This is a genomic window from Anaerostipes hadrus ATCC 29173 = JCM 17467 (assembly GCF_030296915.1).
Lineage (GTDB): Bacteria > Bacillota > Clostridia > Lachnospirales > Lachnospiraceae > Anaerostipes > Anaerostipes hadrus.
Genome location: NZ_AP028031.1, coordinates 2,662,208 through 2,677,263, shown reverse-complemented (window position 1 = coordinate 2,677,263; position 15,056 = coordinate 2,662,208). Strand labels below are relative to the sequence as shown.

At 38.1% G+C, this 15,056-nt stretch carries 11 protein-coding genes and 1 pseudogene; 9 read left to right on the top strand and 3 right to left on the bottom strand.

Annotated features, from left to right (window positions below; translation table 11 throughout):
• Positions 1-14: 14 nt before the first annotated feature.
• A complete protein-coding gene (locus tag QUE18_RS12970; protein ID WP_009203523.1) occupies positions 15-2,417 on the bottom strand; it encodes an endonuclease MutS2 in 2,403 nt (800 codons plus the stop codon).
• Positions 2,418-2,607: 190 nt separating this feature from the next.
• Between QUE18_RS12970 and ppk1 the strand changes: the two genes are divergently transcribed.
• The 3 genes from ppk1 (at position 2,608) to rlmD (ending at position 7,206) form a co-directional block, all read left to right on the top strand.
• A complete protein-coding gene (ppk1, locus tag QUE18_RS12965) occupies positions 2,608-4,668 on the top strand; it encodes a polyphosphate kinase 1 (RefSeq protein WP_040344248.1) in 2,061 nt (686 codons plus the stop codon).
• Between the two features lie 159 nt (positions 4,669-4,827).
• Positions 4,828-5,769, top strand: coding sequence for a 3'-5' exoribonuclease YhaM family protein (locus QUE18_RS12960; protein WP_009203521.1), 942 nt, complete (start codon positions 4,828-4,830; stop codon positions 5,767-5,769).
• A gap of 63 nt (positions 5,770-5,832) precedes the next feature.
• Positions 5,833-7,206 carry a 23S rRNA (uracil(1939)-C(5))-methyltransferase RlmD gene (gene rlmD / locus QUE18_RS12955; protein WP_009203520.1) on the top strand — a complete coding sequence of 458 codons (1,374 nt, stop codon included), beginning with the start codon at positions 5,833-5,835 and terminating at the stop codon, positions 7,204-7,206.
• A 259-nt stretch (positions 7,207-7,465) separates the two neighbouring features.
• Here rlmD and QUE18_RS12950 read toward each other — a convergent pair whose 3' ends face one another.
• Both QUE18_RS12950 and QUE18_RS12945 read right to left on the bottom strand, forming a co-directional pair.
• A complete protein-coding gene (locus QUE18_RS12950; protein ID WP_008393037.1) occupies positions 7,466-8,347 on the bottom strand; it encodes a Cof-type HAD-IIB family hydrolase in 882 nt (293 codons plus the stop codon).
• A gap of 101 nt (positions 8,348-8,448) precedes the next feature.
• Positions 8,449-9,321: a Cof-type HAD-IIB family hydrolase gene (locus QUE18_RS12945; protein WP_009203519.1), complete on the bottom strand. Its 873-nt coding sequence runs from the start codon at positions 9,319-9,321 to the stop codon at positions 8,449-8,451.
• 186 nt (positions 9,322-9,507) lie between these two features.
• Here QUE18_RS12945 and QUE18_RS12940 point away from each other — a divergent pair, with 186 nt between their 5' ends.
• The 6 genes and pseudogenes from QUE18_RS12940 (at position 9,508) to QUE18_RS12915 (ending at position 15,056) form a co-directional block, all read left to right on the top strand.
• Entirely contained in the window at positions 9,508-10,215 is a 708-nt protein-coding gene (locus QUE18_RS12940) for a 3'-5' exonuclease (protein ID WP_009203518.1), read from the top strand.
• A gap of 121 nt (positions 10,216-10,336) precedes the next feature.
• Positions 10,337-11,833: a VanW family protein gene (locus tag QUE18_RS12935; protein WP_227054139.1), complete on the top strand. Its 1,497-nt coding sequence runs from the start codon at positions 10,337-10,339 to the stop codon at positions 11,831-11,833.
• Between the two features lie 2 nt (positions 11,834-11,835).
• A pseudogene (locus tag QUE18_RS13880) lies at positions 11,836-12,835 on the top strand (AIR synthase family protein).
• A gap of 29 nt (positions 12,836-12,864) precedes the next feature.
• The gene (locus tag QUE18_RS12925; protein ID WP_008393032.1) at positions 12,865-13,359 is read left to right on the top strand and encodes an Lrp/AsnC family transcriptional regulator; all 495 of its coding nucleotides are present in this window, start codon (positions 12,865-12,867) and stop codon (positions 13,357-13,359) included.
• Positions 13,359-14,528 carry an aminotransferase class I/II-fold pyridoxal phosphate-dependent enzyme gene (locus QUE18_RS12920; RefSeq protein WP_009203515.1) on the top strand — a complete coding sequence of 390 codons (1,170 nt, stop codon included), beginning with the start codon at positions 13,359-13,361 and terminating at the stop codon, positions 14,526-14,528. The genes QUE18_RS12925 and QUE18_RS12920 overlap by 1 nt, the downstream gene beginning before the upstream one ends.
• A 30-nt stretch (positions 14,529-14,558) precedes the next feature.
• Positions 14,559-15,056, top strand: a complete 498-nt coding sequence (locus QUE18_RS12915; protein ID WP_008393030.1) for a tRNA (cytidine(34)-2'-O)-methyltransferase — start codon at positions 14,559-14,561, stop codon at positions 15,054-15,056.

Genomic DNA, 15,056 nt, shown 5'->3' with positions numbered 1-15,056 from the left:
TCTTTATATCTTTTTTACAGTATAACAACAGTTACACCAAGATCTCCTTCACCATATTCACCATCACGGTAACCGGAGATACGTTTTTGTTTCTTCAACTGTTTAAAGTAATTATGAAGCCCTTTACGTAAAGCACCAGTTCCTTTTCCATGGACAACAGTGATCTGTGCTAAGTTGGCCAGGCACGCATCATCGATGTACTTATCAAGCTGTGCGATTGCTTCATCAACCGTCATACCCATAACATTGATCTCAGGTCGGATGGAAGCGGATTTGTTGATCGCAGTACGTCCTCGGTTACGACTTTCATTTCTTTGATTTTCACGTTTTACATCTTTGGCCGTTTTTGTGATCTCAAGGTCTTTGATGTTAACAAGAGAACGCATCATACCCATCTGAACATACAGATCACCTTTGGCATTTGGGAGCGTGGAAACAGTTCCGGCAAGGGAAAGACTTGTTACATAAACTTCATCACCAACATGGAAATCATTCGCCTCGTGACGTTTCTTGTTCTTTTTCTTGGATTTGTAAGCCATTTGACCTTCTAATTTTGTCATGCGGCCGCGAAGATCGCTTCGCATATGTTCCATCTTCTTGTTTGTATCTGGATTCTTGTTTTGTTTCTTTAATTTGTTATATTCACGGATCGTAGAATCTGCGATCTCTTTCGCCTCAGAGATGATATTGTGAGCCTCTTCACGGGCGTCGCGAAGCATCTTATCACGTTTTTCTTTTATATTATCCTGACGAGATTTTAAACTCTTACGGAGAGTTTCGATTTCCTTACGGTATTCAAGGATCTCTTCCTGTTCTTTTTCAATCGTCTGTTTACTCTTTTCAAGGTCAGCTAAGATCGTTTCAAAATCTTTGACAGATTCATCAATCTGATCTGCAGCACCTTCAATGATATGTTCATCCAATCCTAATTTGCGGGAAATTGCAAACGCATTACTTTTTCCAGGAATACCGATCATCAGACGGTATGTTGGAGAAAGCGTTTCCACATCAAATTCGCAGGAAGCATTTTCGATATCATCGGTGGAAAGTGCGAACATTTTAAGTTCACTGTAATGGGTTGTCGCCATTGTTTTAATTCCACGTCCGTGCAGATCACTTAAAATAGAGATCGCAAGTGCGGCACCTTCGATTGGATCAGTACCACCACATAATTCATCGAGTAATACTAAAGAATCTCGATGAGCTTGCTGAACGATCGATACAATATTTGTCATATGAGAAGAGAAGGTACTTAAGTTTTGCTCAATACTCTGCTCATCGCCGATATCTGCAAAAATTTCACGAAAAATTCCAAGAGAAGATCCTTGGAATGCAGGAATATGAAGGCCTGCCTGTCCCATCAAAGATAATAATCCAACGGTTTTTAAAGATACAGTTTTACCACCTGTATTTGGTCCGGTCACGATCAGCATGGAGAAATCTTTGCCGAGAGATACGTTGATCGGAACGACTTTTTTGCGGTCTAGTAAAGGATGACATCCCTGTTTGATATTGATAATTCCATCTTCACGGAAAATAGGTTTGGATGCATCAATATCCTTCGCATATTTTGCCTTTGCAAAAATGAAGTCTAATAATACAAGGGTCTTCTGGTTATGTGCAAGATCATCAACACCATAAGAAGCCTGTTCACTTAATATAGAAAGAATATGCTCAATCTCAGACTGTTCTTTTCCTTCCAATTCTTTTAATTCATTATTTAATGTTACAACAGACATTGGTTCAATAAACAGCGTATTTCCAGAAGCAGACTGATCATGGATCATACCTTGGAATGAACTTCTGTACTCTTGCTTGACTGGTATGCAGTAACGCCCATTTCGCATTGTAACGATCGCATCCTGTAATTTATCCTGATTGGATGCAGAGCTTACCAGCGTAGTTAACTGTGTATGAATCTTCTGGTTTGTCTGTTTCATTGCACGACGGATATGTTTTAAAGTAGAAGAGGCATCATCACTGATCTCTTCTTCAGAAATAATACAGCGGCGGATCTCGTGCAGAAGATCATCTAAAGGAACAAGGCTTTCAAAAAGCTCGTCGAGAGAATCTGCTTCAAGATCGTCTTCCATGCGGACTCCGTAAGAAACGGCATTCTTTACAGATTCCAGAACACGAGCGATATCAAGAAGTTCCCCAGTTCCAAGTGTACCTCTCATCTTCAAACGGGCAAGAGAAGGGGAAAGATCACTTACTCCAAAAAAAGACACATTTCCACGTTTATAGATACGTGTCAATGCATCCTGTGTCTGATCCTGAGCGTTTAAGATATCAGCTTCTTCAGTCATTGGTTTTAAATTGGCACACATCAACTTACCTAGTTCGGTTGTTGCGTATCCTGTTAAAATATTTATAATCTTATCAAATTCAAGTGTTTGTAATACTTTCTGATTCATGAAAAATTCCTCATTTACATTAAATTATTGCAACTCACTAAAGAGTTTAACACAGATTGTTTGGACTGTAAACATAGGGAAAATGGCAATTCCAGACGTTAATTTACGATAACTTAACATAAAAAGCAGTATGATTTTACATTTGACCAGTACAATAGAAATTACATCGTATAGAGATTTGGAGGAAAAGATGAAAACACAGCAGAAGATTTTTATGAACCGGGAACTGTCCTGGCTTAAGTTTAACGAACGCGTATTAGAAGAGGCTGAGAATAGAGAAGTACCACTATGTGAACGATTGACATTTGCATCCATTTACCAGAGCAACTTAGATGAATTCTTTATGGTAAGAGTTGGATCTTTGATCGATCAGATGTTACTTGATAAGAACATGAAAGAAAATAAGACAAAGATGACACCACAGGAACAGATTGATGCGATCATTCCACAGGTACAGAAATTAAATAGAAGAAAAGACAGCGTATATGAGGAGATGATGGATTCTCTGAAAGAACACAACATCCATCTGGTAAATTTTCAAAAAATATCTAAAAAAGAAAGCGAATATTTAAGAGCTTATTTTCAAGCAGAAATCGCGCCATTGATCTCTCCTACGATCATAGGGAAGAGACAGCCATTTCCTTTTTTAAAGAATAAAGAAATCTACGCAGTTGCTGTGTTAGAAACTAAAAATAGAAAAGAAAAATTAGGAATTATCCCATGTGGAAATGAAACGTTTGACAGATTGATCAATATTTCTGGAAAAGATGCTTATATGTTATCAGAAGAAATGATTCTTCACTATGTGCCAAGGATCTTCAAAGGATACCATGTCAAAGCAAAAACATTGATCCGAATTACAAGAAATGCAGATATTGATGCAGATTCCATGTATGATGAAGATCTTGATTATCGCGATTTCATGGTGGAACTGATCAAGAAAAGAAAGAAATTAGCACCAGTCCGAATGGAATTATCAAGAGAGATGGATGGAGAGATCATTGATCTTTTATGTGAATATCTGGAACTTGAAAGAAAATATGTATTCTATACACAGACACCGTTAGATCTGTCTTTTGTATTTAAGATTCAGGATATTTTAAGAAGAGAGACAGACTTGTTTTTTGAGAAAAGAGTTCCTCAAAGATCACCACAGTTTAACGAAGAAATGCCAATTATGGATCAGATTGAAAAAGAAGATAAGTTACTCTCTTATCCATATGAAAGTATGCGGCCATTTCTAAAAATGCTTCAGGAAGCGGCAGAAGATAAAGATGTTGTTTCAATCAAAATGACATTATATCGTGTCGCAAAGCAGAGTAAGATCATTGCATCTTTGATCGAGGCAGCAGAAAATGGAAAAGATGTCACGATCCTTGTAGAATTAAAGGCTAGATTTGATGAGGAAAATAATATTGAATGGTCCAGACAGTTAGAAGATGCAGGATGCCGCGTGATCTATGGATTAGATGGTTATAAAGTACACTCTAAATTATGTCTGATCACAAGAAAGAAAAAAGGAAAAGTATCTTATATTACACAGATCGGAACAGGGAACTATAATGAAAAGACAAGCAGACTTTATACAGATCTTTCCTTGATGACAGCAAATGTCGATATTGCGTTGGAGGCTGCGGAAGTCTTTCAGGCGTTATCTATGGGAGAAACTGTAGAAGAAACAGATCATCTGTTAGTAGCTCCACACTGTCTGCAGAATAAGGTGATCCATATGATCGATCGGGAAATTGAACATGCAAAAGCTGGAGAACCAGCTTATATTGGATTAAAAATGAACTCCTTAACAGACAAAAAGATCATGGAGAAGCTGATCAAAGCATCCAAAGCAGGTGTGAAGATTGACATGGTCATTCGAGGAATCTGTTGCCTGATTCCGGGAGTAAAGGGTGAAACAGATAATATTCAAGTAAGAAGTATTGTTGGAAGATACTTAGAACATTCAAGAATCTATATTTTTGGAACGAAGGGCAGAGAAAAAGTTTATATAGCGTCAGCAGACTTTATGACAAGAAATACATTAAGAAGAGTCGAGGTAGCTGTACCGATCTACAATACAGATATTAAAATGCAGCTGATCGAGATGTTTATCACAATGTTAAGTGATAATGTAAAAGCAAGAGAAGAAGATCACAATGGAAATTATAAAATTCCTAAAAATCAGGATACACCACTAAATTCACAGGAATTTTTCTATAAGCAGGCATATTTGAATGCGAAAAATGTAAATTCATAAACAGTTTTGTGCCTTTTGAAATCATGACGTTCATAATAAGTAAATTTCACTAGATTTTACAACTAAACTGTGGCATAATAACATAGGTAAAAAATAGAGGATTTAAAAATCGCCAGGAGAGTTGGCTGGCGAAGAACGAATTTAGAAAGGCACAAAGCAATGAGATATATTAGTGATTTGCACGAAGGAGATCAGGTTTCCGAGATTTATTTATGTAAGACAAAATCACCGGGAACATCCAAATTTGGAAAATCATATTATTCCCTGACACTACAAGATAAAACAGGAATGATCGACGGAAAGGTATGGGAACTTACCAATGCGATCGGACATTTCGAGGCGATGGACTACATTTTAGTCAGAGGACAGGTAACAAGTTACCAGGGTTCTAACCAGTTAAACATCCAACAGATCCGTAAAGCTCAGGAAGGTGAGTTTGACATGGCAGATTATATGCCAAGTACCAAGAAGGATATTGATGGGATGTTCAAAGAGCTTCTTGCAATGATCAGCAAGACAAAGAACCAGTATTTAAAACAATTAGCAGAGAAGATCTTTATAGAGGATAAAAATTTTGCAAGAGAATTTAAAGTACATTCCGCAGCAAAAAGCGTACACCATGGGTATATCGGAGGGCTTTTAGAGCACAGTTTATCTGTAGCGAAAATTTGTGAAAGCTATGCAAATCTGTATCCACAGTTAAACAGAGACTTGATCGTAATGTGTGCATTATGGCATGATATGGGGAAAGTCGAAGAATTATCAAGCTTTCCAGAGAATGACTATACAGATGAAGGTCAGTTAGTTGGACACATTGTGATGGGAGCGATCAAATTAGACCGCCTGATCCATGAGATTCCAGGTTTCCCACCAAAACTTGCAAATGAAGTAAAACACTGTATGTTAGCACATCACGGAGAATTAGAATTTGGTTCTCCAAAGAAACCTGCATTATTAGAAGCAATTGCACTAAGTCAGGCAGATAATTTAGATGCGAAGATGGAAACATTTGCAGAGATCATGGAGAAACAAAAAGAAGATCAGGAATGGTCAGGATTCCAGCGTTTATTAGATACAAGAATTCGTAAGACATCTATCTAAGAGAATTATAATAAAACAGGATCAATACAACAGTTTAACCAAGAAAAAGATACAGAGGTGCGTATGGAATTTAAGAAAAATCAGATCGTAGAACTCTATATCGATGACATTGGGAACGAAGGAGAGGGCATCGGCCATATAGATGGTTATGCCCTCTTTTTAAAAGATGCAGTCATCGGAGACAAAGTTCGTGCAAAGATCATCAAAACAAAGAAAAATTATGGCTTCGCAAGAGTAGAAGAAGTCATAGAAGCATCCAAAGACAGAGTCAGCCCACGCTGTTCCAAAGCAAGACAGTGCGGAGGATGTACATTACAGCATTTAGCTTATGAAAAGCAGTTAGAATATAAATTTAATAAAGTGAAAAACTGTTTAGAAAGAATTGGAGGCTTAGAAAATATTGAAGAAAAAATGGAACCGATCCTTGGGATGGAAGAACCATTTTACTATCGAAACAAAGCTCAGTTTCCAGTCGGATATGACAAAGAAGGGAATCTTATCACAGGATTTTATGCAGGAAGGACGCATCATATTATTGATTGCACACACTGTATGATCCAACATCCAGTGAACGAACAGATTTTATTAAAAGTCTTGGACTATATGAAGAAAAACAATATTACAGCTTATGACGAAAAGACCCATAAAGGATTGGTCCGCCACATTGTAACAAGAGTCGGATTCAAAACAGGTGAGATCATGGTCTGTCTTGTTGTGAATGGGAGCAAAAAGAATCTGAGAAACTTAGAAATGCTCGTAGATTCCTTAACAGAAGTCGAAGGAATGACAAGTATCTGCGTCAATATCAACAAAGAAAAGACAAACAGGATCTTGGGAAGCAAGACTGAAGAAGTATATGGTAAACCATACATTTATGATTATATTGGCAATGTAAAATACCAGATCGGACCACTATCTTTCTTCCAGGTCAATCCAACACAAACAAAAGTATTATACGAAAAAGCTATGGAATACGCAGATTTAAAAGGCGAAGAAACCGTATGGGATCTCTATTGCGGAATTGGAACTATTTCCTTATTCCTGGCTCAGAAAGCAAAGAAAGTTTATGGAGTAGAAATCGTCAAAGAAGCCATCGACGATGCAAGATTAAATGCTAAGATGAATGGCTTTGATAATGCAGAATTCTTCGTAGGAAAAGCAGAAGAAGTACTTCCAAGAGAATACGAGAAAAATGGAGTCTATGCAGACACGATCGTCGTTGACCCACCAAGAAAGGGATGCGACAGTAAACTGTTAGAAACAATGGTGAAAATGACACCCAAACGAATCGTATATGTAAGCTGTGATCCAGCAACACTAGCCAGAGATTTAAAAGTACTATCAGAACAAGGCTACGAAGTCGAAAAGGTCTGCGCCGTCGACCAATTTAGCCACAGCTCACATGTAGAGACTGTGGTGAGATTAAAACGAAAATAGGTTATTTTATTTGTATGAGTTGAAGGTCATCGAGTATTTAGAGAAAAAATGAAAGATAGCATGTGAGCAACACGAATTCCATTGACGGAGTTTGATCGTTGCTCACATGCTATCTTTCATTTTTTCTCTAAATACCTGAAGACTTTCAATTATAAAATTAAGAAAATTCAAGCTGGTGGACGTTATTGGTTTTCAGGTTATGTTGCAGTAGACAGGAAATTATAATAAATACTCATACATGACCAACACTACTTACAAATCACAACTTGAAATTCTCTCGATCTGCCAATATACAATTAATAATATAAGCAATTCCATCACGAGTATTCGCACGTGTCTGGTAAACACAGATATTGCGGATCATATCACAAGCATTCTCCATAGCAACGGAATGAATACCAGGGATAGATAACATAGAATAATCATTTTCACTGTCACCGATCGCGATGATCTCTTCTGGTTTTAATCCATCTTTTTTTGCATAATCTAGTAAAGAGCTTCCCTTCTGAGCATTGATAGAAGTAATCTCAATATCCGTTGGAACCGTAGATACAACAGCAAGTCCCGGAATTTTTTCGAGTTCTACACGTAGTTTCTTTAGGGATTCATGATCTGGAGAGTTTGATGTGATCTTTAGGATGCGGTGGTCACTGTTTAATAACGCCTCCTGACCATCAACAAAGATAACATCATCAACTAACTCACGGTAATCATCTAAAGTATATTTCATATCTGGGTGATTGACCTGAATGGCAGGAATGAATACATCTCTTGTATAAATTTCACGTTCTTCTAATGGAAGAAGAGAAATACGTCCTTCTGTTGTAAATAATGCAGGTTCCATTCCGTATTTATTAAATGCATCAAAAATGGTGCGGACAGTTTCTTTATCAAGAATATGCTCGAATAAAAGATTTCCATCTTTATCAAAAGCACAAGCTCCATTACTGCAGATTAAGTCGCATTTTAATCCGGCTGCTTCCACAAGACCGCGTGCATTTGGATATTCACGTCCTGTGTTGATAATAAAATTGATACCATTTTCCTGAGCTCTTTTGATCGCTTCGACATTGATCGGGGTAATCTGACGATAGCTGTCAAGAAGAGTACCATCCATATCGGATGAAATTAATTTAATCATGTGATAGCCTCCTGTATTGGGTGTAATTTCTTCTCATCTTTATAGTATCACAATTGGAATAGATAAAACATTCCAAATTGCTTTAAAATATATTTCAATGATCATTGTTTGGAAAGAATCTGTTCCAACACGATTGCAACGCCATCGTGATCGTTATCTGTTGTGTGATGGAGACAAATCTCCTGAATGATATCATCTGCATTTCCCATGGCAATGCTTTCGATATAAGGAAGTCCAAGCATAGAATAATCATTTTCACTGTCACCGATCACCATGGTATCTTTCAGTGAAATCTGATATTTCTCAGTATAAAAATGAACGGCTGCACCTTTTAATGCATTTACAGCTGTGATATCGAGACGATATGGACTCTGATGGGATACTGCAAAGTGTGGGACCTGCGTATGAAGGCTGTTTGTAAGCTGTTCAAGTTTCTGCTGGTCTAAGGACTGTGTCGTGATTTTAATGATCTGTGGATTCTCAGAAAGAAGAAGTTGTCCATTATCATAAAAATGAGCATTTTCAAGTCGTTCACAGATATAAGATTCTTCATCTAGTGTTTGACTTGGAAATTCTTCTCTCAAAGCGGGAACAACTTCAGAAGACAGATAATTTGCATATCCTTCCTTGGAACCCAAGACACATAATCCACGAGTACTGTGGATCTCATAAAAAGTACGACAGGAACCGAAGATCCGCAGCATCTCAGGGATACGTTTGGTTGGAATATAAGAAGCATGCAGCTGGTGCCCAGAAGTATCAAAGATGCAGGAACCGCCAAAACATGCGATATCACAAGAAATATCGTATGCATCGAGGAGTTTTTTGGCATCAAAATAATTCTGTTCCGTATTGATCAAAAGACGGAGTCCCTTTCTTTGAATTTGTTTGATCGCACGGAGTGTACGATCACTGATTTGTTGTTTGCTGTTAAGCAGTGTTCCGTCAAGATCAGAAACGATCAGCTTTATCATCTTGCCGTCCTCCTTTGTTTTCTAATTATATCTAGGTTAATCGTAACATAAAAAAGCATAAAAATATAGTAGAAAACAGGGTTGAGGCAAAAAGTTGATTTGTGTATAATATGATGTAAGTGTCAATAAGTATAAATTGCGTTTGTGCTTGCACAAATAAGTATAAATTCTCAGAGGTAACGACAGATGAAAGATTATGTTGCATTTGATCTGGAGACAACGGGGTTATCCCCAGATTCAGATCAGATTATTGAAATTGGAGCTGTTAAGATCAGAGATGGGAAGATCAGTGGAAAGTATAACTGTATCATTCATCCAGAGATCGAAGTCAGTGATTTTATCATCAATTTAACAGGAATCAGCAGGGATATGTTAAGGAAGGGAATTCCACTGAAAGAAGGTGTTGAGGAATTTTTGGAATTTAGCGGGGATCTTCCGGTTCTTGGACATAACGTCATGTTTGACTATAAGTTTATGAAGATGGCAGCAGCTTCATTTAAGTATCCGTTTGAGAAAACAGGAGTTGACACGCTAAAAGTAGCAAGGAAGTTATTAACTGGACTTGAAAATAAGAAGCTGGAGACACTCTGTGCTCATTATCATTATGTAAATCAGGCAGCACACCGTGCTTACGATGATGCATTAGCAACAGCTGTTGTGTTTGAGCAGATGAAGAAAGAATTTCCAACAGAAGAGGAAATCTTTCAGCCACAGCAGCTTCAATTTAAGGTAAAGAAAGAACGTCCGGCTACATCAAAACAAAAGAAGTATCTAGAGAATCTGATGAAATATCATGCGATAGGGGAGTGCTTAGATATTGATCAGATGACACAGAGAGAAGCATCAAAGAAGATTGATCATATTATATTAAATTATGGAGTGATGAAGAAATGAAAAAGAAAAGATTTTTTGTATCCGTTATTGCGATTCTTCTGATCATTGTGATGGTTGGAACAATGGTAGCAGGATATTTGATGATGTAAGAATGAATTTGGAGAGGAAGAAGGAAGAGACGATGAAGAAAAAAATTATCATTGCGGTTGCAGTGATCGTTATTTTGGCAGCAGGTGGAACTTTTTACCTAAACCATAAGGTGAGCAGTGCAGTAAAAGATGGAAAGATCATAAAAGGGGTTTCATGTGAGGGAATTTCTATCGGTGGAATGACAAGATCAGAAGCAAAAGATGCGATTGAATCTCATATGAAGGAGATTCATCAGGAAAAGATCACACTTTATGTAGACGATGAAAGATCAAGTGCCAAGATCGAAGATCTTGGAGCATTCGCTGAGGCAGACAAGACAGTGGAAGAAGCTTATGCACTTGGGAGAAGTGGAAGTATTTTTACAAAGTATTCCGATGTAAAAGAGAAGAAACATAAACTTCCGGTTTATCGCAAATATGATAAAGCGAAGTTTGAGAAGAATGTAAAAAAAGCAACAAAGAAGATTGTTTCAGAACCAAGAAATGCAAGTGTGAAACGTAAGGCTGGCAAATTTGTCGTGATCAAAGAAAAGACAGGTTATACATTAAATATGAATGAAACATTTGCGAATTTCAAAAAAGCAGTTGAAGCTGGAAAACATCAATTTGAACTGGATGTTGTAAAGAAAAAAGCAAAATATACATCAAAAGATATGGCAGAGATCAAAGATGTACTTGGAACTTATACAACCGAATACGGTGGATCTCCATATGGTCGTAAAGTAAATGTTGCTAATGGTGCAAGTAAGATCAATGGAAGCATGGTTTATCCAGGAGAGACATTATCTGTATATAAAACCGTATCACCATTTACAAAAGAAAATGGATATGCACTCGCAGGTTCCTATGAAAATGGACAGACGGTTCAGACATATGGTGGTGGAATCTGCCAGGTATCTACTACTTTGTATAATGCAGTTATCCGTGCAGAATTAAAGATCGTAGAACGTTTTCCACATTCCATGACCGTACATTATGTGCCAAGATCTGCAGATGCAGCAATCGCAGGAACGCATAAGGATATGAAGTTTAAGAATACATTCGATACTCCGATCTATATTGAAGGAAAAGCAAATGGTTCAACGATCACATTTACGGTCTATGGAAAGAAAAAAGATTCAAAACGTACGGTAGAATTCTTATCTGAGACAACACAGGTAAAAGAAAGTTCTGAAAGTACAGTTAATGATAATACGCTTGCCGAAGGACAGAAAGTTGTGGAAAGTTATGGACACACTGGATACAGTGCAAGACTTTGGAAGATTGTGAAGATCAATGGTAAACAGGTATCCAAAAAGGTATTTAATACTTCCACATATATGTCAACACCAACGGTTTATCGTGTAGGAACAAAGAAAGCGGAAGATAAAAAAGACGATAAAAAGGATAAGAAAAAAGATTCAAAAGAAACAACAGCACAGAAGTCTGAGACAACAACAGCAGCACAGAAATCTACAACGGCAGCACAGAAGTCTACAACAGCGAAGAGATCAGCGGCTGTGAAATCTCAGGGAAGCACAGGAAATTAAGGATGAAAATAGGAAAATTATCAGAATCTGCATTGCAGAAAGTTGTGTTTGAGCAATTGCATACAAGGAGAGATGAAGTCTTAGTAGGACCTGGAATCGGGGAAGATTGTGCGGCATTGAAACTTCAGGAAGGAGAAGTATTTGTCACATCAACAGATCCGATCACAGGCACGGTAAAAGAGATCGGACATCTGGCAGTTCATGTAACTGCCAACGATCTTGCATCCGCAGGAGCTGAGACGATCGGACTTATGGTGACAGCACTTCTGCCACCAATGATCAAGGAAGCACAGATCAAGAAGATGATGCAGCAGATCAATGCAGAGTGTGAGAAATTAAATATCATGGTATTAGGCGGCCATACAGAGATTACGGCAGCGGTTACGCAGCCAGTATTATCTGTGACAGGGATTGGAAAAGTGAAAGAAGATGAATTGATCCTATCTGGCGGGGCGAAACCAGGTCAGGATATCGTAGTCACAAAATATCTTGGTATGGAAGGAACGGGAATCATCGCAAATGAAAAAGAAGACGAGTTAAAAGAATGGTTTTCTGATACATTTATTGATGATGCAAAGGCATTTCTAGATGATATCTCTGTCGTGCCAGAAGGTCTGATCGCCAGAAAAATATGCATCTTGTATGCATGATATCACCGAAAGCGGAGTTTATGGTGCTTTATGGGAGATTTCCAAAGCATCTGGTGTCGGGGTGGAGGTTTGCATTGAAGATATTCCATTAAGACAACATACGATCGAATTTTGTGAACGATATGATCTGAACCCATATCAATTGATCTCAAGTGGATCTATGCTGATCACAACAGATCATGGAAGAACATTAGTCAATGAACTGGAACAGGCAGGCATCAAAGCAACCATTATTGGTCATACAACAGATTCCAGAGATAAAGTAATCTATCGTCAGGGAAAGGCAGCGAATCTGGAGGCACCTAGACAGGACGAGTTATATAAAATATATTCTGAAAATAATCGCAGATAATTTTCAGAGAGAAAAATGGAGGAAACAGTATGAACACAGAATTAAGAGAACTGATTTTAAAATTGATCGAGAAAAACAGTCGTTTAGCGATCCATGATCTGGCGGTGATGCTAGATGTCGCGGAGACGGAAGTCGCCAATGAGATCGCAGATATGGAAAAAGAACATATCATCTGTGGGTATCATACTTTGATCAACTGGGACAATACAAGCAAGGATCAACTGACAGCGATGATCGAGGTAAAAGTAACACCACAAAGAGGTCAGGGATTCGACCGCATTGCAGAACGTATTTATAATTTTCCAGAAGTAAAAGCCGTTTATCTGATGTCTGGGGGATATGATTTCATGGTTATGTTAGAAGGAAAGACGATGAAAGAGATCTCTATGTTCACATCATCCAAATTAGCACCACTGGAATCTGTTGTCAGTACAGTAACACATTTTGTATTGAAGAAATATAAAGATCATGGAACTGTTCTTGAAGCAAAGAAAGTGGATGAGAGACAGGCGGTGACTCCATAATGAGAGATTTTTTATCAAAGAGAGTTGTAAGTCTGGAACCATCCGGAATCCGCAAGTTTTTTGACATTGTAAGCGAGATGCCAGATGCCATTTCCTTAGGTGTGGGGGAACCGGATTTTGATACACCATGGAGAGTCAGGGAAGAAGGAATTTACTCATTGGAGCGAGGCAGAACCTTTTATACATCGAATGCAGGGTTAAAGGAGCTGCGATATGAGATCAGTGAATATTTAGAAAGAAAATACGAGTTGGTTTATGATCCAAATCATGAGATCATAGTGACTGTTGGTGGAAGCGAAGGAATCGACATTGCGATGCGTACGATCCTTGATCCAGGAGATGAAGTCATCGTTGTACAGCCATGTTTCGTTTCTTATGTGGCATGTGTTGTTATGGCAGGTGGAACTCCTGTGATCGTAAGTCTTAAGGAAGAAGATAAATTTAAGCTTAAAAAAGAGCAGTTAGAAGCCGCTGTCACAGATAAAACAAAAGCAATGATCATTTCATTTCCAAACAATCCAACGGGTGCGATCATGACAAGAGAAGAGTTAGAACCGATCGCAGAGTTTGCAAAAGAACATGATATTGTTGTGATTTCTGATGAGATTTATTCAGAACTTACCTATGGAAGAGATCACGTCAGTATCGCATCCTTGCCAGAGATGAAAGACAGATCGATCGTGATCAATGGATTTTCCAAGGCATTTGCAATGACTGGATGGAGACTTGGTTATGTTGCAGCACCAAGGTACATGATGAAACAGATGGTCAAGGTTCATCAGTTCTGTATCATGGCAGCGCCGACGACTAGTCAGTATGCAGCGATCGAAGCGATGCGTTCCTGTGATGATGAAGTCGAAGAGATGAGGACTGCATACAATCAGCGCAGACGATTTTTGGTACATGAGTTTCAACGAATGGGAATCGAATGTTTTGAACCAGAAGGTGCCTTTTACATCTTTCCATCTATTAAGAAATTTGGCATGACATCTGAAGAATTTGCAACAAAACTGTTAAATGAAGAGAAAGTAGCAATCGTTCCTGGATCTGCCTTCGGAGCCTGTGGAGAAGGATATCTCAGAGTTTCCTATGCATATTCCATTGAAGAACTAAAAGAAGCTTTAGGGCGTCTGGAACGATTTATCAATCATCTTTCAAAGAAGCAATAGATAAAAAGTTAAGAGATTGGAGAGTTAATAATGCTTCACATAGTATTACATGAGCCGGAGATGCCGGCAAACACTGGAAATATCGGAAGAACCTGCGTGGCATGCGGTGCTGTTCTGCATCTGATCGAACCACTAGGATTTCGTTTAAACGAAAAGATGATCAAGAGAGCCGGTCTTGATTATTGGGATAAATTAGATGTACGTACATATATCAATTTTGAGGATTTTCTAGAGAAGAACAATGATCCCAAGATTTACATGGCAACAACAAAAGCAAAACATGTATATTCGGCACCAGCATATGAAGATGACGAAGATGTATATATCATGTTTGGAAAAGAAAGCGCTGGAATTCCAGAAGAAATCTTATTGAATTATGAAGAGACTTCTATAAGAATCCCAATGCTGCCACATATCCGGTCATTAAATTTATCTAACTCTGTAGCGATCGTTGCCTATGAAGTGCTGAGACATCAGGGATTTAAGGCATTTCAGATGGAAGGACAGCTGCATCACTATAAATGGTAG

Coding starts and splice junctions, on each gene's coding strand:
- QUE18_RS12970 (WP_009203523.1), bottom strand. CDS start 2,417: ATGAATCAGAAAGTATTACAAACACTTGAATTTGATAAGATTATAAAT.
- QUE18_RS12920 (WP_009203515.1), top strand. CDS start 13,359: ATGAGAGATTTTTTATCAAAGAGAGTTGTAAGTCTGGAACCATCCGGA.
- QUE18_RS12935 (WP_227054139.1), top strand. CDS start 10,337: ATGAAGAAAAAAATTATCATTGCGGTTGCAGTGATCGTTATTTTGGCA.
- QUE18_RS12915 (WP_008393030.1), top strand. CDS start 14,559: ATGCTTCACATAGTATTACATGAGCCGGAGATGCCGGCAAACACTGGA.
- QUE18_RS12945 (WP_009203519.1), bottom strand. CDS start 9,321: ATGATAAAGCTGATCGTTTCTGATCTTGACGGAACACTGCTTAACAGC.
- QUE18_RS12925 (WP_008393032.1), top strand. CDS start 12,865: ATGAACACAGAATTAAGAGAACTGATTTTAAAATTGATCGAGAAAAAC.
- QUE18_RS12960 (WP_009203521.1), top strand. CDS start 4,828: ATGAGATATATTAGTGATTTGCACGAAGGAGATCAGGTTTCCGAGATT.
- QUE18_RS12950 (WP_008393037.1), bottom strand. CDS start 8,347: ATGATTAAATTAATTTCATCCGATATGGATGGTACTCTTCTTGACAGC.
- rlmD (WP_009203520.1), top strand. CDS start 5,833: ATGGAATTTAAGAAAAATCAGATCGTAGAACTCTATATCGATGACATT.
- ppk1 (WP_040344248.1), top strand. CDS start 2,608: ATGAAAACACAGCAGAAGATTTTTATGAACCGGGAACTGTCCTGGCTT.
- QUE18_RS12940 (WP_009203518.1), top strand. CDS start 9,508: ATGAAAGATTATGTTGCATTTGATCTGGAGACAACGGGGTTATCCCCA.